Genomic DNA, 26,815 nt, shown 5'->3' with positions numbered 1-26,815 from the left:
GCTTCTCAGTGTACAAAAACTGTGCTATACTATATTTGAATTTTTATATCTACAGCAAGTTTGAGATAACACACGACACCAGAGGTGAATGCAATACAATGAATCGGAAACTTGCAGGCTGTGCAGCGGCAGCTGTGTTGTGCACCTGCCTGCTCTGCCGCACGCCTGCGGCAGCGGTCAGCCTGGAGCAGCCGTCCGGGCAGACAGACAATTTGTTGAAGGCAGCAGATCAGGCATCGCTGCTTCCGTCCGGCATGGACGGACAGCAGGCCGGCCAGCCGATCACACGTGAGCAGATGTGCGGTTTGGCGGTGCGGCTGTATGCTTCCCTGACCGACAGGGACTATAGCAGCCTGATGGAGCAAAGTGCAGCACGCCGCAGCGTGTGCCCGTATACCGACACGCAGAGTGCGGATGTGCGGCAGGCGTGGCTGCTCGGACTGACGGAGGAAGAAGACGGAATACAGTTCCGACCGGATGAACCGGCAAACCGGCAGCAGCTGATTGCCATGCTCTACCGCGCGATGCAGCAGAGCGGCAGTGCAGTCGGTGTATCGGAAAATGAAATTGCCGAGACACTGTACAGCTATTCGGATGGAGTATCGGTATCCGATTGGGCACAGGACGGCATGGCCTATTTTGTGCGCGAGGGCCTGACGAGCGGCACAGGTGGGAATATGCTCGGCTCCGGTGAACCGGTCAGCGCGGAGCAGGCTGCTGTGCTCACCTATCGGGCAGCAGCAGCGGTACATACCGGGCGCGGTGTGAGCAGTGCGCAGGATATCAGCTCAATTGCGATGCATTCGGGCACGAATGCTGTCAGCTGGACGGGCTGCGGCGCAGATTATTACCGCGTATCGTTCTATGCGTCGGCGGACTTTTCCACAGCGCCGGTGCTGACCGAACAGGTCGCATCTGCCGGAACCGGTGCGCAGGAGTTCGCACTTCCGCAGGAAATTGCGGAGCAGCCGGGCGTGTGGTACTGGTCGGTTGACGGATTGGATTGTACCGGAAAACTGGTTGCATCGTCTGGACAGACCGCACCGCTGACCGTTACGGCACAGGCAGAGGATACCGAATCCGGTCTGTATATCCCGGATTCTCCGGTCATTGCCCAGCCGGATATTATTTCGGATACCATTCCGGACGGACTGGCATACAGCGGCGAGAGCTACAGCGAAAAGGTCGCGCGTATTTTCGGGGCGGGTGCCGGCTATCATAAATATGCCAATTCCACTGAGGCGGAGAGCCATCAGGTGACCATCAGCGTACAGGTCTGGGATTTTGATGCCAATGGCAACAAAGTGACAAAGACCAAGCGTTTCCAGATCCACGAGGCGCTCGCGGCGACGGTACAGCAGATCTTTGGCGAAATTTATGCGAGCGGCGAACAGTTCCCGATCAAATCGCTCGGCGGTTACTGCTGGCGCGGCAATGGCTCGTCCTCGGAACACTGTCTCGGTACGGCGATTGATATCAACTGGGAAGAAAACTATATGTGCACCAACAGCGGCGTGGCGCTGACCGGTTCGCACTGGTCCCCGGGCGGCGACCCGTATTCCATCCCCGCAGACAGCGCGGTGGTACGCATTTTTGCAAAGTACGGTTTCAGCTGGGGCGGTACATGGAACAGCAAAAAGGATTACATGCATTTCTCGTACTTCGGTACGTGACGCGGAATATGAAAAAGGCGCACTGCATTGCAGTGCGCCTTTGCTGGCGTATGGCGATATCAATCAGGCATCCGGGGCGCTCATCTCTGCATCCGCTTAAAATCCAGATAGCCCTGTAAAATCAGCGATGCGGCGACGGCATCTACATTTTTTTTGTGCTTTTTCTGCTTTTTGCCGGACGCGTGCAGGATGGCGTGCGCTTCGATGGTCGTGCGGCGCTCGTCCCAGTAGATGACGGGCAGACCCGTGCGTGCTTCCAGCTCTACACCGAGTGCCTTGCATTTTTCTGCGCGTTCGCCCTGCGTCGCGTTCATGTTCTTCGGCAGGCCGAGCACGATTTCTTCAATTTTTTCCTTTTTGGCGAGTGCAGTCAGTTGCTCCAGAAGATCTTCGGTGTTCCAGGTGGCGATGACCTGCGGCGAGCCGGCGAGAAAGCCGGTCGGATCGGAGATCGACACGCCGGTGCGTGCGTCGCCGTAATCGATTCCCATGATTTTCATAGTGATTCCTTTCCGTCGTGTGTTTTTTGTATTGTAGCACAGGCAGGGGAGGGATGCAAATTGCATTGCACTTTGCGCGCCGGGTTGCTATAATATAGGACAGTAGAGAGCAGGAGGAGCGGGAAACATGGCAGTATCCAAAAATAACCGCCGAAAGGGCAAAAAACGGACAAAGGCACACGCCGCACCGGTGCGGCAGACAGAGGAAAAGCAGGAGCCGTCGAACAGGGGAGGATATGACTGGTTCAATATGGCTGGCCTTGCTATTATGCTGGCAGGCTTCCTCGGTGCGATGTTCACGCAATACGGTCTGGTCTTCTATCCGATCACATTCGTCGGCGCGGTCATGGGACTGGTCAGAACCAGATGGGACACCTGGCCGCATAAAGTCACCGTGATCTGTTATATCGTCTACTGTATCGCGGTCGCAGGCATGTGGATCGGCATGCTGACCGGCAGAGTGTCATAAGCCTTTCCGGGCAAATACCAAATCAAAGGAGCTTTATCCATGGCAGTATCCAAAAATAACCGCAAAAAGGGCAAAAAACGCGCGCAGAGCCATCGCGCACCGGTTACCGAACAGCAGCGCAAACAGGAGCTTCAGGTCGACGAGGCAATGCAGCAGAAGGAAAAAAAGCGCTTCCGCATGAGCCTGGTTGCAATTGCCGTTATGGCAATCGGCCTGTTTGTCGCGTGGAAATGGTCGCGCCTGATCGGCTATCCGATTACGTTTGTCGGCGGCCTCGTCGGGCTGTATGCCGCACGCCAGCAGGACAAGGGCCGCAAGGTCACGATCGTCTGCTACAGCATCTACTGCGTCCTCGTGGCATATATGTGGATTGTTGAGTTTATAGCGGCGTAACGCGCACTGAAATTTGTGGAAAAGAATCAATAAAAACAGCATTGACGAGAAATACCCTGCGTGTTATAATGATAACACCTATGCAGGGTATTTTTTTTGCTCTGAAACGCAGAGCAGCCTGCAAAGGGAGGCAATTATTTAAGGAGGTGCCGTTATGCGCGTTAAGGTAACCCTGGCATGCACCGAGTGCAAGCAGAGAAACTACGACACAATGAAAAACAAGAAGAACAATCCCGAGCGTCTCGAGATGAACAAGTACTGCCCGTTCTGCCGGAAGCACACGTTGCATCGTGAGAGCAAGTAAGGCTGGAGAAAGGATACGGCTTCATGGCTAAGAAAGAGCAGAACGCTTCTGAGAAGAAGCAGAAGAACTCCGCAAAGGAGAAGAAGCCGGGCTTCTTTTCCAGAATTGGCAAGTGGTTCCGCGATCTGACGAGCGAATGCAAGAAGATCGTGTGGCCGACCCGCAAGCAGACAGTGAACAATACACTTATCGTTGTAGCCACCATTCTGGTTGTCGGCGTGTTCATCTGGATTCTGGATGCAATCTTTAATCTGGGCATTACAACGCTGATTACTGTGGCTGCGTAAGCGGAAAGGTTTGAGAACTGATGTCTGAAACACCTAAGTGGTATGTCATTCATACCTATTCCGGCTACGAAAACAAGGTAGCCTCGTCCATTATGAAGGCGGTTGAAAACCGCAAGCTGTATGATCTCATCACCGACGTGACCATTCCGGTCGAGACCGTCCGCGAGGTAAAGGACGGCAAGACCCGCGAGGTGGAGCGCAAGCTGTTCCCGGGTTACGTTCTGGTTAAAATGATCCTCACCGACGAAAGCTGGTATCTCGTGCGCAACACGCGCGGCTGCACCGGTTTCGTCAGCCCCAACTCCAACAAGCCGCTCCCGCTCACCGACGAGGAGGCTGCACAGTGGGGTGCAAACACACGCGACGTTGAGGTTGAGATCAGCTACAAGGTCGGTGATTCCGTTCGCGTCTGCGGCGGCCCGTTCGTCGACTTCGTCGGCGTCGTCGATGAAATCGACGTGGGACAGAACCGGGTTCGCATTACCATTCCCGTGTTCGGACGCGAGACCCCGGTTGAGCTCGAACTCAATCAGGTCGAAGTCGTTGAGGACTGATGTCCTCGTCTGGCAGGTGGGAGAGCGCGTCCATCTTCTGAGATGACAAGCGTCTCGCCATTACCACATTCTTCAAGGAGGTGCTATACAAATGGCACAGAAAGTAGTAGGATTTATCAAGCTTCAGATTCCGGCAGGCAAGGCAACCCCCGCTCCTCCGGTAGGTCCGGCACTGGGCCAGCATGGTGTTAACATCATGGCTTTCACCAAGGAATTCAACGAGCGCACCAAGAATGACGCAGGCATGATCATCCCGGTCATCATCACGGTATATGCAGACCGTTCGTTCTCCTTCGTTACCAAGACCCCTCCGGCTGCTGTCCTGATTAAGAAGGCATGCAACATCCAGAGCGGTTCCGCAGTTCCGAACAAGACCAAGGTTGCTACCATCAGCATCGAGGACGTACGCAAGATTGCAGAGACCAAGATGCCGGACCTCAACGCTGCTTCCATCGAAGCTGCTATGAGCATGATCGCAGGCACCGCCCGTTCCATGGGCATCACCGTCTCCGAGTAAGTTTTTTGCCCGAAGACCTGAGTTATTCATATTCATGTGCTGACGGCAGCCCGTGCCGTCTGGTGGGAGGAACTTCGTTTCCGAATTAACCACTAAAGGAGGATATTTATCGTGCGCAAAGGTAAAAAGTATATTGAGAGCGCAAAGCTCGTAGATCGCAGCAAGCTCTATGACACCGAAGAGGCTCTGGACACCGTCGTAAAGACTGCCAAGGCCAAGTTCGATGAGACTGTAGAAATTCACGTAAAGCTGGGCGTTGACTCCCGTCACGCTGACCAGCAGGTTCGCGGCGCTATCGTTCTGCCGAACGGCACCGGTAAGCAGGTTCGTGTTCTTGTCTTCGCTAAGGGCGACAAGGCACAGGCTGCTATCGACGCAGGCGCTGAGTTCGTAGGTGCTGAGGATATGGTTCAGCGCATCCAGAAGGAAAACTTCTTCGACTACGACGTCGTTATCGCAAGCCCGGACATGATGGGCCTGGTTGGCCGTCTGGGCCGCGTTCTTGGCCCGAAGGGCCTGATGCCGAACCCGAAGGCAGGCACCGTAACGATGGACGTTGCCAAGGCTGTCAAGGAAGCAAAGGCTGGTAAGATCGAGTATCGTCTGGACAAGACCAACATCATCCACTGCCCGATCGGCAAGGTTTCCTTCGGTACCGAGAAGCTCGCTGAGAACTTCAACACCCTGATGAACGCAATCATCAAGGCAAAGCCGGCTGCTGCAAAGGGCCAGTATATCCGCTCCTGTGTTGTCGCTTCGACCATGGGCCCGGGTGTCAAGGTCAACGCTGCAAAGCTGGGTTCTAACTAAATTTTTTCCAAAAGCCTTGACAGGCTGGCGGACAGCTGTTATAATTTAATAGCTCGTTCAAAGACAGCAGGAGATGGACAACCATCCTAACTGGCGCAAGTCATCCTGCCGAGGCAAGCATTTTGATGAGAATTTTCATCTGATGATTTTTCATGCCCTTCTGTCTTTGAGCAGAAGGGCATTTTTTCATGTCCCTATCATTTTTATGGAGGTGAAACAGACTATGCCTAACGCAAAGGTTCTGGAACAGAAGAAGGCACAGGTTGCTTCTCTGGTTGAAAAGATCAAGAATTCCCCGGCTGGTGTCCTGGTTGACTACAAGGGCATCAACGTAGCAGATGATACCGCTCTCCGTAAGGAGCTGCGCGAGGCTGGTGTTGAGTACAGCGTTGTAAAGAACACCATGCTGAAGTTCGCTGCACAGGAGCTGGGCTTCGACGGCTTCATCGAGCACCTGCATGGCACCACCGCTATCGCAATCGGCTCTGACGACGTTGTCGCTCCGGCTAAGATCCTCAGCAAGTTCGCAAAGGATCACGAAAACTTCAATGTCAAGGTTGGTTTCCTGGAAGGTGCAGTAGTACCGGTATCCAAGGTTGACGAACTGGCCAAGCTGCCGAGCAAGGAAGTCCTTATCGCTCAGACGCTCTACAGCTTCAACTACCCGATTATGCAGCTCGCTATTGCGCTTAACGCAATCGCTGAGAAGGGCGAGGCAGATCAGGAAGCTCTGGTTTCCACTCTGGTCGCTGAGAAGACTGCTGAAGCAGCAGAATAAGTTCTGCGTGCAGGGAACGTAACGTTCCCAATCCCCACACATTTAATTTTGAAATTTGGAGGTTACTACCATGACTGTCAATGAAATTATTGATGCCGTCAAGGAACTGAAGGTTCTGGAACTGGCTGAGCTGGTTAAGGCTCTGGAAGAAGAATTCGGCGTATCCGCTACTCCGGTAGCTGTTGCTGGTGGTGCTGCTGCTGGCGGCGAGGCTGCTGCTGCTGAAGAGAAGACCGAGTTCGACGTTGTCCTGACTTCCGCAGGCGACAAGAAGATCAACGTTATCAAGGTTGTTCGTGCGATCACCGGTCTGGGTCTGAAGGAAGCTAAGGCTAAGGTTGACGAGGCTCCGTCCACCATCAAGGAAGGCGCTTCCAAGGAAGACGCAGAGTCCATCAAGGCTCAGCTGGAAGAGGCTGGCGCTTCTGTAGAGCTGAAGTAAGAGATTCTTACATCGGATCAAAATTTACAGCAGGTTCCGTTTGGAGCCTGCTGTTTTTTTGCTTTTTCAAACTGTCATATGATGGAAGAACTCACGAAAAAAGCCATTGCCCGAGGGCAATGGCTTTTGATTGGATGCTGTGTCTGATGGGGCGAACCGGCGGACCGTCTGTCCGACAGGTTCGCGCTCGCGGGAGCGAGCAAGACATCTTTCTTTTGCCTGCTTTTCTTTCTATGTAGAAAGAAAAGTACGGTGGAGAAAGAAAAGTACGGTGCAAAAAGAAAAGTGCGGTCAGATGAGCAGATCCGTGTCCTTGTCGTTGCATCTCTTGTGCAGCGTTGCGCGGACAGCGCCCGGGCCTGCAATCAGCTCGTTGAAATATTCAATGACGCGATCGCCGCAGCCGATTTCAAACAGGTTTACACCAAACAGTGTGCGGTCGGACAGAATCGGATACAGCTGCTCATAGGTTGCCGTGCTGCCGAGCGTGATGCCTTCCAGCTTGCCGCGCAGGGACTCCATCAGCGGATCGGGGCTGAGCTGCATCGGCTCACCGTTGTCATCCACGCCGAGCAGGTAACGCAACCAGCCTGCAATGGCGAGCGGGATAAAGCGCAGATGAGAAACGCGGTGCATCGGAACCGGAGAATTATAGTAATTGCTCAGAATCTGGCCATAACGCGTGCCAACCTTCTGCGAGGTGTCAGTCATGATGCGCGCTGCCGTATCGTTCAGGTACGGGTTCGGATAGCGGACAGTCAGAATCTCATGGACGAATTCATCCGGATCGAGAACGCCCGGGTCAGCACCAAGCGGCATGCATTCGACATGGCTGAGGTTGGTGATAAACGTGCGGATATCGTCATCATGCACGATGCAGTTGATCGTCTCGTAGCCGAGGAGCATGCCAAATTCCGCCATTGCGGTATCCATCGGGTTCAGCGTGGAGCATGCCTTCATCTCCATGCTCTTTTCGACGATGCGACCGGAGGTGAAGATGATGCCGAGCTGCTCCAGCGGCGGATGTCCGTTCGGGAACAGATCCTCCATCAACAGGTACTGCGGGGACTCCGTGTTGACGAAGCAGGAAACCCAGCTGCCCTTTTCGGTCTTCGCTGGCTTGACCAAATCCAGACCATCCTTGCGCAGGACGGTTGCAATCTTCGAGCTCGGAAACGGGGTGATCTTATCAATCATGGTGCGCGGATAGGAGACCTGACCGGTCAGATACGAGAATTCCATCGCATCGATCTTGCCGTGCTGGAACCAGCTGTTGATAATCTCAAACATAGCGCGCTGGAGGCGATAGCCGTTGTTGGAGCAGTTGTCCATGGAAACCAGGGCAATCGGTGTGCCGCACGCATGCATACGGCGCAGGCACAGGCATGCCAGCTTACCCATGAAGCTGCGGCAGCCGACCGGGCCGTTTTCCATATCTGCCTGTACGTCCGGAAGATAATTCCTGTCCGGACCACGCAGAATATATGCCTTTTCCGTGATCGTCAGGGAGACCATTTGCAGCGACGGGTTACAGAAGATTTCGCGCACGCGGTCAAATTCTGCGCTCATTTTGAGGGATTCGGCGATTGAGCCGACAACTTCCTTCTTCAGTGCGCCGTCGGCATACAGCGTGACACAGATGGACAGATTGTCAAACGGGCGGAACGCCTTGTCGATGATCTCCTCATCATATGCCTCGCAGCAGATAATGCCCTTGTCCGTCAGGCCGGCGGTCAGCATACGCTGTGCCAGTACAGCCGGGAACGCACGGAAAATATTTCCTGCGCCGATGTGCAGCCAGGTTGGCTCAGCTTTTGTTTTTGCGCGCATATCCGCAATGTCGTAGTCCGGGAGGCGATAGCCCTTCCAGTTTACCTTCTTTTCCAGATTTTCCAGACTCAATTTCATTCTATATCTCACCATTCCTTTGCATTCAATCAGAAAGATACCAAGATTACCTATAGTATACCAAACATGTGCGCGTATTTCCAGTCAATTCGCACAAAAAGTGGGGGGCTTTATAGGAAATTTACACGTATTCCACTAGAATTATCCAAAGCAACGGAAGAGGTCGGTTCCAGAAAATGGACTTGACAAAAATTCGACAGCTTGCTAGAATACGGATATTCAGAGGGAGTGTTACAATTCGTAATGTTCAGGGGCGCACTGCGCGCTGTTCAGCGGGGAAGCTGTCCCTGTGAGGCTAAGAAAATGCTAAGAAATAACAGGAAATTTGCGGCAGCAGCGCAGTTGATGTGATTTTCGGAATGTTCTGACATAACTTTTGGCTGAGCGGGGAAACTGGCAGGTACGGCGGCATAGCTGCGCCGGTCTGCTGCAGAACGGGTCGGCGCGCGCCCGGAACAGGTTTTTTCTGCAATGCATCGTTGGCAAATCCTGAGATCCGGATGGATTTTTGCGGTTTCTCGCCTTGTTTTGCGAAAAGCTCCATATCATTGGGCACATGGCGTGTTTCGCAGCGCGCCGGGACAGCCCCGGAGAAAGAAGGGATTTGCTATGATGGCACAAATTGCGGCAGGAGTTATTTTTGTATTGATGTTCTTACTGATTATTTCAGAGAAGATCGAACGGCATATTGTCACGTTGATTAGCGGCTGCGCTATGTTTCTGATTGTATTCGGGCTGTGCATGCACAGCACAGCAGCTATGATGAAGACACTCAATCTGGAAAACATCCTGCATTTGAGCTTTTGGTATGAACGCTATCCGGTTTCAGAGGAGTCGAGCGGCATCAACTGGGCGACGATTATTTTCATCGCAGGCATGATGATTATGGTAGAGGGCATGGCGCGTGTCGGATTTTTCCGCTGGCTGTGCATGACAATTGCAAAATTTGTGCGCTATCAGGTCATCCCGATCTTTATCACATTTATGATTATGTCGGCGGTGCTTGCGATGTTCATCGACAGCATCACAGTTATTCTGTTCCTCGCAGCAGTCACAGTGGAGCTGGCACAGCTGCTGCGATTTAATCCCGTGCCTATGATACTGGCCGAAATATTCTGTGCCAATCTGGGCGGTTCAGCAACGATGTGCGGCGACCCGCCGAACATCATCATCGGCACCTCACTCGGCTATTCCTTTGCCGATTTTATCACCAATACCGGCGCAATAGCGGCAATTTCACTCGTTGCTGTGGTAATTTACTTCTATTTTGCCTATCGAAAGGAGTTGCAGCCGACAGACCGTGCAGCCAATATCCCCACGACATATCCCAACCCAGCAGATGCGATTACAGACAGACGCGGATTTGTATTCAGTTGTCTGGTATTTGGGGGCACGGTTGTGCTGCTGATTACCCATGCGCAGACCGGTATGACGGTCGCGCTGATCGGTGTCATCAGTGCGGCGGCGACACTGCTCGCGGCAGGGCGGCATGCAGTGCTGCTGCTCAAAAAGGTGGATTATAAAACCCTGCTGTTCTTTATCGGTCTGTTTATGGTTGTCGGCGGTCTGGAGCAGACGGGTATTCTCGAAATCATTGCCTTTTATATCGGAGAGATCAGCGGCGGCAACCTGATGCTGATGACGGCAATTATCATCTGGGTATCTGCGGTGGCAAGTGCCTTCGTTGATAACATTCCGTTTGCCGCGACGATGATTCCGGTCATCAAGACGCTGGCGCTGGCGACCGATGCGGAGCTCTCCGTGCTGGCGTGGGCGCTGTCGATGGGTACGGATGTCGGCGGAAGTGCGACGCCAATCGGTGCATCAGCCAATGTTGTCGGTACATCGGTCGCCGCACGAGAGGGACATCCGGTCAGCTGGGGTCAGTATTGCCGCCGGTCCGTTCCGGCAACCATTCTTGTTTTGGTCATTTCAACTGTTTTCATTTGGGTACGCTATTTATGAGAGAGGTAGAGTATGGAAAGCAAGCAACTGATTATTGCTGTCAGCCGTGAATTCGGAAGCGGCGGACACTGTATCGCTGAGGAGTTGGCGCGGCGGTTTGCGCTGCCGCTGTATGACCGCAACATCCTCGAGGAAATTGCAGACGAGAAGAATGTGGATTCCCGCAATCTGGAGAAGTATGACGAGCTGCCGAAGAACCACCTGTTTTCACGGACGGTGCGCGGCTTCAGCAACTCGCCGGAGGAACAGATTGCCAACATGCAGTTCGACTTCCTGCGCAAAAAGGCGGAGGAAGGGGCGTCATTTGTCATCGTCGGACGGTGCGCAGAGACCATTCTGAAGGGCAATCCCGGACTGATTACGATTTTTGTGCTCGGAGACATGGACGCCAAAATTAAGCGTATTGCGGGCCTTCATCTGATTTCGCGGGCAGAGGCCGAGCGCATGATCTGGCGGCATGACCGAAAGCGAAAGGCGTATCACAATCATTACTGTGAGATGAAGTGGGGCGACTCGCGCAATTACGACTTGTGCATCAACAGCAACAAACTGGGGATCGAGCGCACGACCGATACGCTCGAGCAGTACATACGCGAACGCATGAAATGACAGACAAAAAAGGCCCGGTTTTCGCTTCTTCAGCGGAAACCGGGTTTTCTCTGTCAACACTCAGTCGATATAAAATTCCTCAAAGTCGTCGAGGCGCAGGCAGCCGACACAGCCGCCGTCCTCCTTATGCGCTGCGCCGCAGTCAATGTAGATAATGCCGCCGTCGTCGAGAATTTTGCCCGCAGTGCCGCCCTTGAGACGGTAGGTCGGGCGATGGCCGACGATCACCGTGCGGTCGGGGAAATATTCCATGCCCGGCTCCGGGTGGGCCATCAGGAACGCGGAGGGTGGATAATCCTCCAGCGGCTGGTCGGGATCAAATTCCTCGATGCCGCTGTGAGTCAGCACGAACGAAACGCCGTCCGCCTCGGTCTCCTCATACAGCGTCATCTCGCCGATATAATCGAGGATGGCTTCGCGGCCTTCCTCGTCCAGATCGAGGAACTGCGCAAGTGTATGCTGTCCGCCGTCTGCTGCCCACTGGGCGAGGTCGCGGATGGAATAATCGTCGAAAAAGGACATCAGATTGTCCATATTCGCCTCGGGCGGGATGGTGCGTGCACAGCGGGCAAACATCCATTCGTGGTTGCCGAGAATCGGGAACACATTCGGGCGCTCCATCATATCGTGCAGCAAGCCGATCGGATCGGGGCCGAGATCGACGCAGTCGCCCAGTACAAACATGGTGTCGTTGTCAGAAAAACGGATTTTTTGCAGCAGGCTCTTCCAGTCCTCCAGGCAGCCGTGCAAGTCACTTGTAACGTAAATCATAACGGAACCCTCCGGTTGATACAATGGTTGGATGTAATCGCCAATAACAGGTAATTTTATTACTACTATTGTATGCGACATGCGGAAGAAAAACAAGAGCAAAACGCAAACCGATGGGAATTTGTTTGCCATGGCGGGGCATGGCAGAATGAGCGAAAACCGGTGTGCGGGATATTTATGGAAATTTCAGCGGTGGCGTTCCCTTTCCAACGCCGGCATGTTATAATAAAGCTGTATCACCTTCCGCCTGCGGGCGGTATTTATGCAATAAAGGAATGAAATTTTATGATAGAAGTATTCAAACGCGGGCTGGAGTGTCCGGTCGATGAGGTAATGCTGTGCCCGAATGAGCCGATGAGCCGTCATACATCGTTTCGCATCGGCGGCCCGGCAGACCTGTTGGTTTCACCCAAAAGTGAGCGTGCGCTTTGCAGTGCTGTGAAGGCGGCGCGTGCGGCGGGGCTGCCGCTGACCGTGCTCGGTAACGGCTCCAATGTGCTCGTGCATGACGAGGGTATCCGCGGCGTTGTGCTGTGCATTGGCAGCGACTATGCGGCGCTTCAGGTGGAGGGGACACGCATCACGGCGCAGACCGGTGTACTGCTGTCCGTACTGTCCAATGAGGCACAGCGGGCAGGGCTCTCCGGCCTGGAATTTGCGGGAGGCATTCCCGGCTCACTCGGCGGTGCGCTGTTTATGAATGCGGGCGCGTATGACGGGCAGACGGCGGATGTTGTTGTTTCCTCGCGCTATTACGACGCACAGACCGGTAAAATTGGAACGCTCATCGGAACAGATCATGCGTTCGGCTACCGCGCGAGCACATATAAGAGCCATCCCGACTGGATCGCGCTGTCCGCAGAGATGCAGCTGGTAGAAGGCGACACGGCGGCAATCCGTGCGAAGATGGACGATTTCGCCGCGCGCCGCCGCGACAAGCAGCCGCTCAATTATCCGAGCGCAGGCAGCACATTCAAGCGTCCGGAGGGATATTTCGCGGGTAAACTGATTCAGGATGCCGGGCTGATGGGGTATACCGTCGGCGGCGCACAGGTTTCCGAAAAGCATGCGGGCTTTGTCATCAACCGCGGCGGCGCAACCTGCGCTGATGTGCTCGCACTGATGGAGCACGTGCAGGACGAGGTGCTGCGCCAGTTCGGCGTGCAGCTTGAGCCGGAGGTGCGCGTGCTGTAACACAGCAGTTTGTAATAAAAAGGGATGTCAGGGAGAAAGGTCGACAGATATGAAGTTCTTTATCATTTCCGGCATGTCCGGATCGGGAAAATCGAGAGCCATGGCGACGTTGGAGGATCTGGGGTATTACTGCGTGGATAACATGCCGGTCGCGCTCATCCCCGCGTTTGCGGAGATCTGCCTTGCCGCAACCGGCGGGCAATATGAACGCGTTGCGCTGGCCGTGGATGCACGCGCCGGAAAAGATATCCTGGGTCTGCTGTCCGCGTTTGATCGCGTCCGGGAAATGGGCTGTGATTACAAGCTGATTTTTCTGGATACTGCAAATCCGACGCTCATCAACCGCTACAAGGCAACGCGCCGCAAGCATCCGTTGATGGAAAACGGCGTCACGATGAGTGATGCGATTGAGCGCGAGCGCGAGCTGCTCACGCCGATCCGTGTGCGGGCGGACTATGTCGTGGATACCACGCGCTTTGAGGTCGCACAGCTGAGGGAGACCATCATTTCACTGGTCACCGGCTCGCGCCGCGGTCTGATGCGCATCAATGTTGTTTCCTTTGGCTTTAAATACGGCATTCCGGCGGATGCAGATCTCGTTTTTGATGTGCGCTTCCTGCCCAATCCGTACTATGAAATCAGCCTGCGCGAGAAAAACGGCACGGACCCGCAGGTGCGCAATTATGTGTTCTGTGACGGCACGGCGGACCGCTATCTCGATAAGCTGTTCAGCCTGCTCGATTTCCTCATTCCCCAGTATACGAAGGAAGGAAAGGCTGTGCTGACCATCGGCATCGGCTGCACGGGCGGGCGCCATCGCTCCGTCGCCATTGCGGAGGCGGTCACCCAGCATCTGCTGGAACAGAACATCATCGCAACAGCCACGCATCGAGACAGTCATAAGGGGTAAACCAACATATGGCAAGACCATTTTACCGCAAGGTATATCTGCGCGCGATGCGGACGGCGCGCAGGCTGGGACTGCGCAAACGGCAGAATCGCCAGTCCATTCAGTCCGCGCGCAGCCTGGGGCCGCGCATTGTCGTCATCGGCGGCGGCACCGGCCTGTCCACCATGCTGCGTGGACTCAAGACCTATACAGAAAACATCACGGCAATTGTCTCCGTTTCGGATGACGGCGGCGGCAGCGGCATGCTGCGCGAGGATCTCGGTATGCTCCCGCCGGGCGATATCCGCAACTGTATCACCGCACTCGCCAATACCGAGCCGACGATGATGGAACTGATGAACTATCGTTTTCCGGAGGGGGTCAACAAGGGACAGTCATTTGGAAATCTGTTCCTCGCCGCGCTCAACGGCATTTCCGGCTCGTTTGAGGAAGCCGTCACGCGCATGAACGAGGTTCTCGCGGTTACAGGCAAGGTGCTGCCGGTGACCAATGCAAACGTCAATCTCGTCGCGGATTTTGAAAATGGCGCGAGTGTCGTCGGAGAATCCAAAATTGCCGCGAAAAAAAAGCAGCAGAATTGCCGCATCAAAAAGGTGCGGCTGGAGCCGGAAAATGCCAGCGCCCTGCCGCATGCGCTCGACGCGATTTTGTCCGCCGACCTGATCCTGCTCGGCCCGGGCAGCCTGTATACCAGCATCATCCCGAATCTGCTGGTCGATGGCATTGTCGATGCGCTGAAAAGGGCAAAGGCGCCAAAGGTCTATGTGCTCAATATTATGACGCAGGATGGAGAGACCGAAGAATATACCGCGTTTGACCATCTGGACGCGCTGCTGCAGCATAGCGCAGAGGGCATGGTAGATGCGTGCATTTATAATACCGCACCCGTGCCGGACACGATTCAGGTGCGCTATAAAACAGAGGATGCCGAGCCGGTTGTCATGGATATGGAGCGGTTTCGCGCCGCAGGCGTGGAGATGTACGGCTATCCGCTTATCGCGAGCGGCAGCCGCTTTGCGCGGCATGACCCCGCACTGCTGGCACAGGCAGTTATCCATACGTTTGGACAGTGCTGCGGGGCGCGTGAGGGCGTATATGGAGCGTATGACCTGCTCGCACAGGAGACCGAGCCGGGAAAAATTTGAGGAGGGATTGCGGTGTCATTTTCTTCAGAGACCAAGGCGGAGCTGTGCCGCATCCCGGTCAGCCGCATGTGCTGCGCGGTGGCGGAGGCGTATGGCATTCTGCTGTATGCGCACACCTTTTCCCATACGGAAATCTGCATGGTGACCAGCTGTGAGCCGCTGGCACGCCGCATTCCGCCGCTGCTGGCACGCGCCTTCGGCGTGACGGTGAAGCTGCCGGAAGCGGGTTCCGGCGGACGCTATGCCATTAAAATAACAGAAGAAACGCAGCTGGGGCGCATTTTTTCCGCGCTTGGCTACGATCTGAAATATCACCTGTCCTATCATCTCAACCGCAATGTGATTGAGGAAGACTGCTGTCGGGCGTCGTTCCTGCGCGGGATTTTCCTCGCGGCGGGCACAGTCGCGAGCCCGGACAAAAAGACGCATCTCGAGCTGACGACGCCACACCATACACTGTGCCGCGAGGTCATGAGCCTGATGCTGGACATGGAGCTGTCGCCCAAGCTGGCCACGCGCAAGTCAGCCTCGCTGCTGTACTGGAAGGACACGGCGGGCGCAGAGGATTTTCTCACGCTGATCGGCGCGCCGCATGCGGCGCTGTGCATGATGGAGGCCAAGGTGGAAAAGCAGCTGCGCAACCAGATCAACCGACAGGTCAACTGTGAGGCTGCGAATGTCATCAAGGCATCCAATGCGGCGGCAGAGCAGATTGCCGTCATCCGGCGCGCACTGGATCAAAGCGGATGGGATATTTTCCCGGACGCGCTGCACGAAACCATTCGTCTGCGGCTGGATGATCCGACAGCAAGTCTGTCGGAGCTGGCGTCGCGCCTTGACCCGCCGATTTCCAAGCCGGGACTGAGCCACCGCATGCGCCGCATTGTGTCGATTGCGCGCGCAGCGGCGGAGGAGGAACAAACATGAGCTTTGTGCATCTGCACGTACATACCGAATTCAGCCTGCTCGATGGCGCCAATCGCATTTCCACCATGATGGAGCATGTGAAGGCAATCGGGCAGGATGCCATTGCCATTACAGACCACGGCGTCATGTATGGCGTCATTGACTTTTATCGTGCGGCGAAGGCGGCGGGCATCAAGCCGATCATCGGCTGTGAGGTCTATGTCGCGCGCCGCACGCGCCATGACAAGGTACATGGGATGGACAACAACCCGTATCACCTTGTGTTGCTGTGCAAAAATGAAGAGGGCTATAAAAATCTCATCCATATGGTCAGCCTGTCATTTTCTGAGGGCTTTTACAACCGACCGCGCGTCGATCTGGAGCTGCTGCGGCAGCATTCCGGAGGCCTGATTGCGCTGTCTGCCTGTCTGGCAGGCGCGGTGCCATCGCTGATTTTACAGCAGAATTACGCCGCAGCAAAGGAGATGGCGCTGGAATATCGCGATATTTTCGGAGAAGATAATTTCTATCTGGAAATTCAGGATCACGGTCTGCGTGAGCAGGTAGATGTCAACCGCGGCGTGCTGAAAATCGCGGAGGAGACCGGCATTCCGCTTGTCGTGACCAACGACGCGCACTACACACGGCGCGAGGACGCCAGAATACAGGACGTCCTGATGTGTATTCAGACGGGCAAGACGGTGGACGATATCGACCGCATGCGCTTTGAAACAGAGGAATTCTACCTCAAGAGCGAGGAGGAGATGGCGGCACTGTTCCCGGAGCACCCGGAGGCCATTGCCAACACGGCGAAGATTGCGGAGCGGTGTAATCTGGATTTCACGTTCGGAGAATATCATCTGCCGTCCTTTGATGTTCCGGCGGGGTATACTGCACAGGAATACCTGCACAAGCTGTGCATGGAAGGCTTCGACCGTCGCTATGACCCGAATGACAGCGAAAAGCGTGCACGTCTGGAATACGAGCTGGACATGATTGCGCGCATGGGCTTCGTCGATTACTTCCTGATTGTCTGGGATTTCATCCATTATGCCAAGACACACGGCATCCCGGTCGGGCCGGGGCGCGGCTCAGCAGCGGGCTCCATGGTCGCCTACTGTCTGGATATCACGACGCTCGATCCGATCCAGTATTCGCTGTACTTTGAACGCTTCCTCAATCCGGAGCGCGTCAGCATGCCGGATATCGACGTTGATTTCTGTTATGAGCGCCGGCAGGAGGTCATTGAATACGTCACGAATAAATATGGTGCCGACCATGTGGCGCAGATTGTCACTTTTGGTACAATGGCGGCGCGCAACGCCATCCGCGATGTCGGGCGTGCGCTGAACATCCCCTATGGCGATGTCGATGTTGTCGCCAAGCTCGTGCCGAACGAACTGCACATCACGCTGGACAAGGCGCTCGCCGCTTCCGACCAGCTGCGGCAGATGTATGAGAACGATGAGACCGTACACCGTCTGATTGACACGGCGCGCAGCCTGGAGGGCATGCCGCGCCATGCGTCCACACACGCGGCGGGCGTCRTCAYCAACGAGCCGGTCGATCATTATGTTCCGCTCGCAGCAAATGACGGCAACATGGTCACGCAGTATATCATGACGACGCTGGAGGAGCTCGGCCTGCTCAAAATGGACTTCCTCGGCCTGCGCAACCTGACAGTGCTCTCTGACGCGGAGAAGATGGTGCAGCGCGCACACCCGGAATTTCATCTGAACGACATTTCGCTGAACGACGACGCCACGTATGCCATGCTCGCACAGGGTAAAACGTCCGGCGTGTTCCAGCTCGAAAGTGCGGGCATTACCAATGTCGTCACCGGCCTCAAGCCGCATTCGATTGAAGACATCACGGCCGTCGTCGCGCTGTACCGCCCGGGCCCGATGCAGTCGATTCCGCGCTATATTGCGTGCAAGCACGACCCTTCACAGGTCAAATACAAGCACCCGCTGCTGAAGGATATTCTGTCTGTCACCTATGGCTGTATGGTCTATCAGGAACAGGTCATGGAAGTATTCCGCGTGCTGGCGGGATATTCGCTCGGCAAGGCGGACATGGTGCGCCGTGCGATGTCCAAAAAGAAGATGAAGGAGCTGGCAAAGGAACGCACAAACTTCATTTACGGCAATGAGGAGCTTGGCATCGACGGCGCGATCAAACGCGGCGTCGATGAAAAAACGGCGGAATCCATTTTTGATGAAATCATGGATTTTGCAAATTATGCATTCAACAAAGCGCACGCTGTGTGCTATGCGGTCGTGTCCTATCAGACCGCTTATATGAAGTGCCATTATCCGCAGGAATATATGGCGGCGCTGCTGACCAGTGTACTCGATTCGTCCGCAAAGGTCTCGGAATACATCGGCGCATGCCGCGGCATGGGTCTGACTGTTCTGCCGCCGGATATCAATCAGTCGTGCGAGGGGTTCACGGTCGCGGACGGCAATATCCGGTTCGGTCTGGCGGCGGTGCGCAATGTCGGGCGCACCTTCCTGAAGGCACTCGAGCAGGAGCGCTCCGCGAACGGCGCCTTTGAATCGTTCGAGGATTTCTGTGAGCGTATGTATACCAACGACCTCAACCGCCGCGCGCTCGAGGGCCTGATCCAGTCGGGCGCATTTGATTCGATGGGCTATAAGCGCAGCCAGCTGCTGCGCGTCTATGACAGTGTGCTCACGGCGGTCACGAATGCGCGCCGCCGCAATGTTGAGGGACAGATGGATTTGTTCGGCATGGGCGCGGAGGAGCAGAAGCGCGAGCGCATTGCGCTGCCCAATATTCCAGAGCTGTCCATGCGTGAGCTGCTCTCGATGGAGAAGGAGACAACCGGACTGTATCTGTCCGGCCACCCGATGGACGATTACCGCGAGCTGGTCGCACAGGCGGATTGCGCCACCATCCGGCACATTGAACAGGATCTGTCCGGTGAAGATAAAACCGTGCCGCCGGTATACCACGACGGCATGACCGTTATTCTGGCGGGTGTTATCACTGCAATCAAACGCAAGACCACCAAAAACAACACCATGATGGCGTATGTCACAGTGGAAGACCTGACCGGGTCGGCGGAGCTGGTGGTCTTTTCCTCCGTCTTGCAGCAGGCGGGCGACTGGTTGCAGGAAGACCGTGCCGTCTGGATTGCGGGGCGCATCGATGCGCGAGAGGATGAAGCGCCCAAGATCCTGCCGTCTGCGATTTATCCACTGGAAGAGCAGTATCTTGATTCCGTGCGGCAGTCTGCACAGGGAGGACGGCGCAGGCAGGATGATCGCAGAGATGCACCGCGCCCGGCGGCACAGGCGGCCGTGCCGGGCATGACTTGCCGGCACAAGCTGTATCTGCGCATGACCGATATGGACGATCCGCGGCTGGAGGAGGTGCGCCGCCTGCTCGCAGAGTATCGCGGCGATCTGCCGGTTGTGCTGTTCTGCTCGGCGAACCGGAAGCAGATGCTTGCACCGCGTTCCATGTGGGTCTATAATAATTTGAAGTTGATTCACAAATTAAGGTTTATTCTTGGGGAAGAAAATGTTATAATGAAATAGAAATGGGCAGAATCTACCATTTCACCCTGATTTGAAAAATAAGTGCAAAAAAAACGTAAACAACTGGAAAATAAAATGAAAAGTTCAATGGCTTCCGATCCCGGCTGTGCCAGAGGGCAGGCGGCGAAAGACATGATTTGGAGGGACCGAAATGGAAAAGCAGATTAAACGTATTGGCATCCTGACCAGCGGCGGCGACGCACCCGGAATGAACGCGGTTGTCCGCGCCGTTGTCCGCACCGCATCAGCGTATGGCATTTCCTGCCTCGGCATCCGCCGCGGCTACAGCGGCCTGATTAACGGCGATATCATCGAGCTGGGCGCACGAAGCGTTGACGGCATCATCGCAAAGGGCGGCACCATGCTGTATACCGCGCGCTGCCTTGAGATGCTTACCGATGACGGCCTGACTCAGGCTGCCAACAACGCACATTATATGGGTCTGGACGGCCTGGTTGTCTGTGGCGGCGACGGCAGCTTCCGCGGCGCACAGGCACTTTCCCGCAAGGGCGTTCCGGCCATCGGCGTTCCGGGCACCATCGACAACGACATCGTCTGCTCGGATTACACCATCGGCTTCGATTCCGCCTGCAACACGGCGATTCAGGCAATCGACAAGCTGCGCGATACCATGCAGTCGCACGAACGCTGCTCTGTCGTAGAGGTTATGGGACGCCGTGCCGGTCATCTGGCGCTGGATGTCGGCGTTGCCTGCGGCGCAACCGCAATCCTGCTGCCGGAGCGCGAGATTGACTTTGAAAAGTCCATTGTTGAGAAGATGCGTGCCAACCGTATCCGCGGCAGAAAGCACCACATCATCATTGTCGCAGAGGGCGTCGGCAATGCACAGGATGTTGCAGACCGCATTCATACTGCAACCGGTATCGATGCGCGCGTAACCATCCTCGGACATATCCAGCGCGGTGGCTCCCCGACGGTTCGTGACCGTGTTATGGCGACCCGTATGGGCTATCATGCCGTTAAGATCCTGATGGAAGGCGCTTCCAACCGTGTTGTCTGCGCACGCAACAACCAGATTACCGACTACGACATCGAGGAAGGCCTGGCAATGAGCAAGGATCTGAATCAGGAGCTGTACGAGGTATCCCAGACCGTTTCTATCTGATTGCGGTCATCCAACAGAACAGACAAAAGGGACGGAAGACAATTCCGTCCCTTTTTTGAGGTGAAGAGGAAAGATGAGCAAATCTGTTTTGATTACGGGCGCGGCGCGCGGCATTGGGCGTGCCTGTGCGCTCAAGTTTGCAAAAGAGGGCTGGAATGTCACGGCGTGCTATGCACGCGCGCAGCACGCGGCACAGTCGCTGGAGGAGGAAATCCGGCAGTTGGGCACACAATGCCGGTGTGTGCAGGCGGATGTCACAGACAGCGCCGCGGTGCATCGGCTGGTATTACTGGCACAGGCGGAATTCGGCACGCCGGATGCGGTTGTCTGCAATGCCGGTATGGCACAGCAAAAGCTGTTTGCTGATATTACGGAGGATGACTGGGATACGATGTTCGATGTGAATGTCAAGGGCATGTATCGCGTCATCCGTGAGGTTCTGCCGCAGCTGCTCGACCGGCAGGCGGGCAGTATCGTCACGGTGTCCTCGATCTGGGGGCAGACCGGCGGCTCATGTGAGGTGCACTATTCCGCGTCCAAGGCGGCGGTTATCGGCATGACCAAAGCGCTCGCCAAAGAGCTGGGGCTGTCCGGTATCCGCGTCAACTGTGTTGCGCCGGGTGTCATCGACACCGATATGAACCGTATGCACGGGGAAGATGTGATGCAGGAGCTGGCAGAAGAAACTCCGCTCGGGCGCAATGGTACGCCGGAGGAGGTTGCAGATGTCATCTATTGGCTGGCGTCCGAGCAGTCGAAGTTTGTCACCGGACAGGTACTTGGCGTAAATGGCGGATTTTACATTTAAATCAAATCAATAAAAAGCGCCGGAGGAATGCACTTCCTCCGGCGGTCGGTCAGTTATCCGAGATCAGTCAGTTCAAACGGTGTGGACTGGTAGACATAATAGTTCAGCCAGTTGGTAAACAGCAGAGTCGAATGCGAGCGCCACGACAGCAGCGGTTCGCTGTGCGGGTCGTCGTGCTCGAAATAATTTTCCGGAACGCTCGGATTGAGCCCGCGCTGGACATCACGGAAATATTCGCGCGCAAGTGTGTCTTTGTCGTATTCGCTGTGGCCGGTGACAAACAGCTGTCTGCCGTTCTTTGCTGTTATAATGTATGGGCCGGCTTCATACGACTCCGCCAGCATGGTCAAATCGGGGTGACGGATGATGTCTTCGGAATAAATCGTGGTGTAACGCGAATGCGGCGCCTTGAATACATCGTCGAAGCCGCGCAGCAGACTTTCATGATGGCGCATGATGTGATGCTTGTAGACGCCGGACAGCTTTTTGTCCAACAGATGCTTCTGAATACCATAATGGTAGTACAGGCCGGCTTGTGCCCCCCAGCAGATATGGAGTGTCGAATGGACATGCGTCTTGGTCCATTCCATAATTTCGACCAGTTCCGGCCAGTAATCAACTTCTTCAAATTCCATCTTCTCAACCGGCGCACCGGTGATGATGAATCCGTCATAATACTGGTCGCGAATGTCATCAAAGGTCTGATAGAATTTCAGCAGATGATCCTCAGGGGTGTTTGTCGATTTATGTGTTGCTGTCTGGATCAGGTCAAATTCAATCTGGATCGGGGTATTGGACAGGCAGCGGAGAATCTGCGTCTCAGTGACAATCTTTGTGGGCATGAGATTGAGCATGGCAATCCGAAGCGGACGGATATGCTGTGTGGTTGCCCGGTGGTGCGTCATGACGAAGATATTTTCGCTTTCCAATACGGCACAGGCGGGCAAGCTGTTTTCTATGATGATTGGCATAGAAGAACCTCCTTTATAATCGCCGGTGTGTTTGCACCCCATTATAGCACATAGAGCGGCGGTGGTCAAAATAATTGAAGAAAACAAGAAAAAAAGGTTGACATATGTCGTCCGACATGATATCCTATATAAGCACTCAACATGAGCGACACGAAAAATCGAAGAATTTGTTGAGATTACTGGCCGGGAGGCAAAAAAGTGCTTGACAAAGTGGTTTGAATGTGTTAGACTAAATGAGTTGCCGCTGAGAGATCGGCGAAACAATCGAATCAAGTTTGAAAAAAGAAATGAAAAAAGTTCTTGACAAACCTCTGGTGAGATGATATAATAACTAAGCTGCTACGCTGAAAGGCGAACAGCGAAAAGCATTGTACCTTGTAAATTAAACAACGCAAGTTTGAACGAATTACAAACCTGAAATTCTTTTGAAGTTTATACTCAGAAGACTACCGGAAGCTGTAACTTCGGTATAAAAAACAACAGCAAGCCAGCTTAAAGCTGAAATTTGATTATAACGGGCTTTGCTCGTGATAATACAATTTTTAGAGAGTTTGATCCTGGCTCAGGATGAACGCTGGCGGCGTGCCTAACACATGCAAGTCGAACGGAGCACTGAGACTTCGGTTTTTGTGCTTAGTGGCGGACGGGTGAGTAACGCGTGAGCAATCTGCCTTTCAGAGGGGGATAACGACTGGAAACGGTCGCTAATACCGCATAACGTATTTTGCAGGCATCTGCGAGATACCAAAGGAGCAATCCGCTGAAAGATGAGCTCGCGTCTGATTAGATAGTTGGTGAGGTAACGGCCCACCAAGTCGACGATCAGTAGCCGGACTGAGAGGTTGAACGGCCACATTGGGACTGAGACACGGCCCAGACTCCTACGGGAGGCAGCAGTGGGGAATATTGCGCAATGGGGGAAACCCTGACGCAGCAACGCCGCGTGATCGAAGAAGGTCTTCGGATTGTAAAGATCTTTTATCAGGGACGAAGAAAGTGACGGTACCTGATGAATAAGCTCCGGCTAACTACGTGCCAGCAGCCGCGGTAATACGTAGGGAGCGAGCGTTATCCGGATTTACTGGGTGTAAAGGGCGAGTAGGCGGGCTGGTAAGTTGGAAGTGAAATGTCGGGGCTTAACCCCGGAACTGCTTTCAAAACTGCTGGTCTTGAGTGATGGAGAGGCAGGCGGAATTCCTAGTGTAGCGGTGAAATGCGTAGATATTAGGAGGAACACCAGTGGCGAAGGCGGCCTGCTGGACATTAACTGACGCTGAGGAGCGAAAGCGTGGGGAGCAAACAGGATTAGATACCCTGGTAGTCCACGCCGTAAACGATGGATACTAGGTGTGGGAGGTATTGACCCCTTCCGTGCCGCAGTTAACACAATAAGTATCCCACCTGGGGAGTACGACCGCAAGGTTGAAACTCAAAGGAATTGACGGGGGCCCGCACAAGCAGTGGAGTATGTGGTTTAATTCGAAGCAACGCGAAGAACCTTACCTGGTCTTGACATCCCGGTGACCGGCATAGAGATATGCCTTTTCCTTCGGGGACAGCGGTGACAGGTGGTGCATGGTTGTCGTCAGCTCGTGTCGTGAGATGTTGGGTTAAGTCCCGCAACGAGCGCAACCCTTATTGTTAGTTGATACATTTAGTTGATCACTCTAGCGAGACTGCCGTTGACAAAACGGAGGAAGGTGGGGACGACGTCAAATCATCATGCCCCTTATGACCAGGGCTACACACGTACTACAATGGCAGACATACAGAGGGAAGCAAAGCTGTGAGGCAGAGCAAATCCCTAAAAGCTGTCCCAGTTCAGATTGCAGGCTGCAACCCGCCTGCATGAAGTCGGAATTGCTAGTAATCGCGGATCAGCATGCCGCGGTGAATACGTTCCCGGGCCTTGTACACACCGCCCGTCACACCATGAGAGCCGGTAATGCCCGAAGTCCGTAGTCTAACCGCAAGGAGGACGCGGCCGAAGGCAGGACTGGTAATTAGGGTGAAGTCGTAACAAGGTAGCCGTATCGGAAGGTGCGGCTGGATCACCTCCTTTCTAAGGAGACCATGAAGCTTGAAACAGAGCTTTGTAAATTCCTAGGTCAATTCAGGAATGAGTCATTCAAACGAACGTTGTTTAATTTAGAGGGCATAATGCCCTTACAAAAGGAAATCAATTTCATATGGGGGTGTAGCTCAGCTGGGAGAGCACCTGCCTTGCAAGCAGGGGGTCAGGAGTTCGATTCTCCTCATCTCCACCACTTACTTTTCTTTTTATAGAAGAAGAAAGGTAAGCAAAAGAAGAACAATTCTTTTGCTGATATTGATTTCCTTTCATATGGGCTTATAGCTCAGGTGGTTAGAGCGCACGCCTGATAAGCGTGAGGTCGATGGTTCGAGTCCATTTAAGCCCACCACTAACATCCCAAAGGATGTTAAACTCTGCACCTTGAAAACTGAACAGCGAGAAAACGACAAAGCAACAATAGGAAATTAAAATTGTTATTCTGGGAAATTGCGAAAAGCAAACTGAAATAAAAGGTTTTAACGATCCAATTGTGGCGAAAGTACGAAAGTACTACTACAAATTAGCTATAACAAAAGATAACCGAGATTACTCACAATCTTAAGTTACTAAAATAATTCCTGATCTGACCGGATCAGGTCTTACAGCTGGTCAAGCTGTAAAGGGCGCAAGGGGAATGCCTTGGCACCAGGAGCCSAYGAAGGACGTGACAAGCTGCGATAAGCTTGGGGGAGCTGCAAATAAGCATTGATCCCAAGATTTCCGAATGGGGAAACCCGCATGAGAGAAGCTCATGCAGCTCATACTGAATCAAATAGGTATGAGTGGGGAACCGCCTGAACTGAAACATCTAAGTAGGGCGAGGAAGAGACATCAACAGAGATTCCGCTAGTAGTGGCGAGCGAACGCGGARGRGGCCAAACCTGAGGTAGCAATATCTCAGGGGTTCGGACTGCAATATGTAGTGTGAAAGATAGCTGAACGCTTTGGGAAGAGCGGCGAAACAGGGTGACAGCCCCGTAAGCGACATCGGAAGCACGCTAGCAGTATCCAGAGTACCACAGGACACGAGGAACCCTGTGGGAAGACGGGTGGACCATCATCCAAGCCTAAATACTACCTGGTGACCGATAGCGAAGCAGTACCGTGAGGGAAAGGTGAAAAGGACCCCGGGAGGGGAGTGAAAGAGAACCTGAAACCTTGTGCCTACAAGCACCGAGAGCACGTTCATGTGTGATCGGGTACTTTTTGTAGAACGGTCCGGCGAGTTAATGTATGTAGCAAGGTTAAGTGACTGGAGTCAYGGAGCCGCAGCGAGCGAGTCTGAACAGGGCGAATTAGTTACATGTATTAGACCCGAAACCGGGTGACCTATCCATGAGCAGGCTGAAGTTGCGGTAAGACGCAATGGAGGGCCGCACCCACGTCCGTTGAAAAGGCCGGGGATGACTTGTGGATAGCGGAGAAATTCTAATCGAACTCGGATATAGCTGGTTCTCCCGAAATAGCTTTAGGGCTAGCGTTATGATAGATTACCGGAGGTAGAGCACTGAATGGGCTAGGGGCCGCGAGGTTACTGAACCCTATCAAACTTCGAATGCCGGATAATTGGTTCATGGCAGTCAGACCATGTGAGATAAGTCGCATGGTCAAAAGGGAAACAGCCCAGATCCGCAGCTAAGGTCCCAAATGAATACTAAGTGGAAAATGATGTGAAATTGCTAAGACAACCAGGATGTTGGCTTAGAAGCAGCCACTCATTCAAAGAGTGCGTAATAGCTCACTGGTCGAGTGATTTTGCGCAGAAAATTTAACGGGGCTAAGTATTCAACCGAAGCTCGGGCAATGTTTGAAACATTGGGTAGGGGAGCGTCGTATGCGGGGTGAAGCGTGATCGGAAGGACACGTGGACTTCATACGAGTGAGAATGCCGGAATAAGTAGCGAGAATTATGTGAGAATCATAATGGCCGAAAATCTAAGGTTTCTTGGGAAGGTTCGTCCGCCCAAGGTTAGTCGGAGCTAAGGCGAGGCCTAACGGCGTAGTCGATGCACATACGGTTGATATTCCGTAACCACCGAAGATGTTAAGCTGAGGGACACTTTCATTAAGTCTGACCCGGGCGATGGTTGCCCGGGCGTAAGGACCGAAATATAGTAGGGAAGCAGATGGCGTGA

Annotated in this window: 24 protein-coding genes, 2 tRNA genes, 2 rRNA genes and 1 other annotated feature; of the genes, 23 read left to right on the top strand and 5 right to left on the bottom strand. The window is 54.1% G+C overall.

The genetic code is table 11. The annotated features are described in order from the left end of the window. Positions 1–98: 98 nt before the first annotated feature. Positions 99–1,673: a M15 family metallopeptidase gene (locus CBW42_RS05935; RefSeq protein ID WP_087018728.1), complete on the top strand. Its 1,575-nt coding sequence runs from the start codon at positions 99–101 to the stop codon at positions 1,671–1,673. A gap of 80 nt (positions 1,674–1,753) precedes the next feature. Here the strand turns inward: CBW42_RS05935 and ruvX are convergent, their stop codons facing one another. Then, on the bottom strand, positions 1,754–2,173 hold the full coding sequence (gene ruvX / locus CBW42_RS05930) for a Holliday junction resolvase RuvX (protein ID WP_087018726.1): 420 nt from the start codon (positions 2,171–2,173) through the stop codon (positions 1,754–1,756). Positions 2,174–2,300: 127 nt separating this feature from the next. On the opposite strand from ruvX, the gene CBW42_RS05925 reads away from it, so the two are divergent. The 9 genes from CBW42_RS05925 (at position 2,301) to rplL (ending at position 6,727) form a co-directional block, all read left to right on the top strand. Next, a complete protein-coding gene (locus CBW42_RS05925) occupies positions 2,301–2,642 on the top strand; it encodes a hypothetical protein (protein ID WP_087018724.1) in 342 nt (113 codons plus the stop codon). Positions 2,643–2,681: 39 nt separating this feature from the next. Further along, positions 2,682–3,035 (top strand): hypothetical protein, encoded by a 354-nt coding sequence (locus tag CBW42_RS05920; protein ID WP_087018723.1) that lies wholly within the window; start codon positions 2,682–2,684, stop codon positions 3,033–3,035. A gap of 154 nt (positions 3,036–3,189) precedes the next feature. Then, the gene (rpmG, locus tag CBW42_RS05915; RefSeq protein ID WP_087018721.1) at positions 3,190–3,339 is read left to right on the top strand and encodes a 50S ribosomal protein L33; all 150 of its coding nucleotides are present in this window, start codon (positions 3,190–3,192) and stop codon (positions 3,337–3,339) included. Positions 3,340–3,362: 23 nt separating this feature from the next. Further along, on the top strand, positions 3,363–3,626 hold the full coding sequence (gene secE, locus CBW42_RS05910) for a preprotein translocase subunit SecE (protein ID WP_087018719.1): 264 nt from the start codon (positions 3,363–3,365) through the stop codon (positions 3,624–3,626). 20 nt (positions 3,627–3,646) lie between these two features. Next, a complete protein-coding gene (gene nusG, locus CBW42_RS05905) occupies positions 3,647–4,180 on the top strand; it encodes a transcription termination/antitermination protein NusG (RefSeq protein ID WP_087018717.1) in 534 nt (177 codons plus the stop codon). 91 nt (positions 4,181–4,271) lie between these two features. After that, positions 4,272–4,697, top strand: a complete 426-nt coding sequence (gene rplK / locus CBW42_RS05900) for a 50S ribosomal protein L11 (protein ID WP_087018715.1) — start codon at positions 4,272–4,274, stop codon at positions 4,695–4,697. 111 nt (positions 4,698–4,808) lie between these two features. After that, positions 4,809–5,507 (top strand): 50S ribosomal protein L1, encoded by a 699-nt coding sequence (rplA, locus tag CBW42_RS05895; RefSeq protein WP_087018714.1) that lies wholly within the window; start codon positions 4,809–4,811, stop codon positions 5,505–5,507. Between the two features lie 39 nt (positions 5,508–5,546). Further along, positions 5,547–5,702 (top strand) — a sequence feature (ribosomal protein L10 leader region). A gap of 28 nt (positions 5,703–5,730) precedes the next feature. After that, positions 5,731–6,285: a 50S ribosomal protein L10 gene (gene rplJ / locus CBW42_RS05890; protein ID WP_087018712.1), complete on the top strand. Its 555-nt coding sequence runs from the start codon at positions 5,731–5,733 to the stop codon at positions 6,283–6,285. A gap of 70 nt (positions 6,286–6,355) precedes the next feature. Then, positions 6,356–6,727 (top strand): 50S ribosomal protein L7/L12, encoded by a 372-nt coding sequence (gene rplL / locus CBW42_RS05885; RefSeq protein WP_087018710.1) that lies wholly within the window; start codon positions 6,356–6,358, stop codon positions 6,725–6,727. Positions 6,728–7,018: 291 nt separating this feature from the next. Here rplL and CBW42_RS05880 read toward each other — a convergent pair whose 3' ends face one another. Further along, positions 7,019–8,635: a mannitol dehydrogenase family protein gene (locus CBW42_RS05880; RefSeq protein WP_087018708.1), complete on the bottom strand. Its 1,617-nt coding sequence runs from the start codon at positions 8,633–8,635 to the stop codon at positions 7,019–7,021. Between the two features lie 295 nt (positions 8,636–8,930). Then, positions 8,931–9,179: a hypothetical protein gene (locus CBW42_RS05875; protein WP_087018706.1), complete on the bottom strand. Its 249-nt coding sequence runs from the start codon at positions 9,177–9,179 to the stop codon at positions 8,931–8,933. A 65-nt stretch (positions 9,180–9,244) separates the two neighbouring features. Between CBW42_RS05875 and CBW42_RS05870 the strand changes: the two genes are divergently transcribed. Then, the gene (locus tag CBW42_RS05870; RefSeq protein ID WP_087018704.1) at positions 9,245–10,600 is read left to right on the top strand and encodes an ArsB/NhaD family transporter; all 1,356 of its coding nucleotides are present in this window, start codon (positions 9,245–9,247) and stop codon (positions 10,598–10,600) included. Between the two features lie 12 nt (positions 10,601–10,612). Continuing rightward, positions 10,613–11,209, top strand: a complete 597-nt coding sequence (locus tag CBW42_RS05865; protein ID WP_087018702.1) for a cytidylate kinase-like family protein — start codon at positions 10,613–10,615, stop codon at positions 11,207–11,209. Positions 11,210–11,269: 60 nt separating this feature from the next. On the opposite strand, the gene CBW42_RS05860 is transcribed toward CBW42_RS05865, so the two are convergent. After that, positions 11,270–11,980, bottom strand: coding sequence for a metallophosphoesterase (locus CBW42_RS05860; protein WP_165761080.1), 711 nt, complete (start codon positions 11,978–11,980; stop codon positions 11,270–11,272). Between the two features lie 285 nt (positions 11,981–12,265). Here CBW42_RS05860 and murB point away from each other — a divergent pair, with 285 nt between their 5' ends. From murB to ymfI, 7 genes are all read left to right on the top strand, one after another. Then, on the top strand, positions 12,266–13,174 hold the full coding sequence (gene murB / locus CBW42_RS05855; RefSeq protein ID WP_087018698.1) for a UDP-N-acetylmuramate dehydrogenase: 909 nt from the start codon (positions 12,266–12,268) through the stop codon (positions 13,172–13,174). Positions 13,175–13,223: 49 nt separating this feature from the next. Continuing rightward, positions 13,224–14,084 (top strand): RNase adapter RapZ, encoded by an 861-nt coding sequence (rapZ, locus tag CBW42_RS05850; protein WP_087018696.1) that lies wholly within the window; start codon positions 13,224–13,226, stop codon positions 14,082–14,084. 8 nt (positions 14,085–14,092) lie between these two features. After that, positions 14,093–15,229: a gluconeogenesis factor YvcK family protein gene (locus tag CBW42_RS05845; RefSeq protein ID WP_242969812.1), complete on the top strand. Its 1,137-nt coding sequence runs from the start codon at positions 14,093–14,095 to the stop codon at positions 15,227–15,229. 12 nt (positions 15,230–15,241) lie between these two features. Continuing rightward, on the top strand, positions 15,242–16,156 hold the full coding sequence (whiA, locus tag CBW42_RS05840; RefSeq protein WP_087018694.1) for a DNA-binding protein WhiA: 915 nt from the start codon (positions 15,242–15,244) through the stop codon (positions 16,154–16,156). Next, positions 16,153–19,701 (top strand): DNA polymerase III subunit alpha, encoded by a 3,549-nt coding sequence (locus tag CBW42_RS05835; protein ID WP_087018692.1) that lies wholly within the window; start codon positions 16,153–16,155, stop codon positions 19,699–19,701. Before whiA ends, CBW42_RS05835 begins: the two co-directional genes overlap by 4 nt. 151 nt (positions 19,702–19,852) lie before the next feature. Continuing rightward, complete coding sequence (gene pfkA, locus CBW42_RS05830) at positions 19,853–20,827, top strand: 6-phosphofructokinase (protein WP_087018690.1); 975 nt, start codon at positions 19,853–19,855, stop codon at positions 20,825–20,827. Between the two features lie 73 nt (positions 20,828–20,900). Continuing rightward, complete coding sequence (gene ymfI / locus CBW42_RS05825) at positions 20,901–21,635, top strand: elongation factor P 5-aminopentanone reductase (protein ID WP_087018688.1); 735 nt, start codon at positions 20,901–20,903, stop codon at positions 21,633–21,635. 53 nt (positions 21,636–21,688) lie between these two features. On the opposite strand, the gene metA is transcribed toward ymfI, so the two are convergent. Next, complete coding sequence (metA, locus tag CBW42_RS05820) at positions 21,689–22,606, bottom strand: homoserine O-acetyltransferase MetA (protein ID WP_087018686.1); 918 nt, start codon at positions 22,604–22,606, stop codon at positions 21,689–21,691. 539 nt (positions 22,607–23,145) lie between these two features. Between metA and CBW42_RS05815 the strand changes: the two genes are divergently transcribed. From CBW42_RS05815 to CBW42_RS14805, 4 genes are all read left to right on the top strand, one after another. Then, positions 23,146–24,668 (top strand): 16S ribosomal RNA (locus tag CBW42_RS05815). A 129-nt stretch (positions 24,669–24,797) separates the two neighbouring features. Further along, positions 24,798–24,873: transfer RNA gene (locus CBW42_RS05810), tRNA-Ala, on the top strand. A gap of 79 nt (positions 24,874–24,952) precedes the next feature. After that, a tRNA-Ile gene (locus CBW42_RS05805) sits at positions 24,953–25,029 on the top strand. A gap of 258 nt (positions 25,030–25,287) precedes the next feature. Then, positions 25,288–26,815, top strand: a 23S ribosomal RNA gene (locus CBW42_RS14805); the annotation flags it as partial.

Source organism: Butyricicoccus porcorum (assembly GCF_002157465.1).
Taxonomy (GTDB): Bacteria; Bacillota; Clostridia; order Oscillospirales; family Butyricicoccaceae; genus Butyricicoccus_A; species Butyricicoccus_A porcorum.
This window is presented reverse-complemented; position numbering and strand designations above follow the sequence as displayed.

What these genes read in the sequence shown, in the direction of transcription:
- rpmG (WP_087018721.1), top strand. Translation starts at nt 3,190, where the DNA reads ATGCGCGTTAAGGTAACCCTGGCATGCACCGAGTGCAAGCAGAGAAAC.
- pfkA (WP_087018690.1), top strand. Translation starts at nt 19,853, where the DNA reads ATGGAAAAGCAGATTAAACGTATTGGCATCCTGACCAGCGGCGGCGAC.
- rplL (WP_087018710.1), top strand. Translation starts at nt 6,356, where the DNA reads ATGACTGTCAATGAAATTATTGATGCCGTCAAGGAACTGAAGGTTCTG.
- rplK (WP_087018715.1), top strand. Translation starts at nt 4,272, where the DNA reads ATGGCACAGAAAGTAGTAGGATTTATCAAGCTTCAGATTCCGGCAGGC.
- CBW42_RS05925 (WP_087018724.1), top strand. Translation starts at nt 2,301, where the DNA reads ATGGCAGTATCCAAAAATAACCGCCGAAAGGGCAAAAAACGGACAAAG.
- rapZ (WP_087018696.1), top strand. Translation starts at nt 13,224, where the DNA reads ATGAAGTTCTTTATCATTTCCGGCATGTCCGGATCGGGAAAATCGAGA.
- CBW42_RS05920 (WP_087018723.1), top strand. Translation starts at nt 2,682, where the DNA reads ATGGCAGTATCCAAAAATAACCGCAAAAAGGGCAAAAAACGCGCGCAG.
- ruvX (WP_087018726.1), bottom strand. Translation starts at nt 2,173, where the DNA reads ATGAAAATCATGGGAATCGATTACGGCGACGCACGCACCGGCGTGTCG.
- CBW42_RS05845 (WP_242969812.1), top strand. Translation starts at nt 14,093, where the DNA reads ATGGCAAGACCATTTTACCGCAAGGTATATCTGCGCGCGATGCGGACG.
- murB (WP_087018698.1), top strand. Translation starts at nt 12,266, where the DNA reads ATGATAGAAGTATTCAAACGCGGGCTGGAGTGTCCGGTCGATGAGGTA.
- ymfI (WP_087018688.1), top strand. Translation starts at nt 20,901, where the DNA reads ATGAGCAAATCTGTTTTGATTACGGGCGCGGCGCGCGGCATTGGGCGT.
- CBW42_RS05860 (WP_165761080.1), bottom strand. Translation starts at nt 11,980, where the DNA reads ATGATTTACGTTACAAGTGACTTGCACGGCTGCCTGGAGGACTGGAAG.
- CBW42_RS05875 (WP_087018706.1), bottom strand. Translation starts at nt 9,179, where the DNA reads ATGGAGCTTTTCGCAAAACAAGGCGAGAAACCGCAAAAATCCATCCGG.
- CBW42_RS05865 (WP_087018702.1), top strand. Translation starts at nt 10,613, where the DNA reads ATGGAAAGCAAGCAACTGATTATTGCTGTCAGCCGTGAATTCGGAAGC.
- nusG (WP_087018717.1), top strand. Translation starts at nt 3,647, where the DNA reads ATGTCTGAAACACCTAAGTGGTATGTCATTCATACCTATTCCGGCTAC.
- secE (WP_087018719.1), top strand. Translation starts at nt 3,363, where the DNA reads ATGGCTAAGAAAGAGCAGAACGCTTCTGAGAAGAAGCAGAAGAACTCC.
- metA (WP_087018686.1), bottom strand. Translation starts at nt 22,606, where the DNA reads ATGCCAATCATCATAGAAAACAGCTTGCCCGCCTGTGCCGTATTGGAA.
- CBW42_RS05880 (WP_087018708.1), bottom strand. Translation starts at nt 8,635, where the DNA reads ATGAAATTGAGTCTGGAAAATCTGGAAAAGAAGGTAAACTGGAAGGGC.
- CBW42_RS05870 (WP_087018704.1), top strand. Translation starts at nt 9,245, where the DNA reads ATGATGGCACAAATTGCGGCAGGAGTTATTTTTGTATTGATGTTCTTA.
- CBW42_RS05935 (WP_087018728.1), top strand. Translation starts at nt 99, where the DNA reads ATGAATCGGAAACTTGCAGGCTGTGCAGCGGCAGCTGTGTTGTGCACC.
- rplJ (WP_087018712.1), top strand. Translation starts at nt 5,731, where the DNA reads ATGCCTAACGCAAAGGTTCTGGAACAGAAGAAGGCACAGGTTGCTTCT.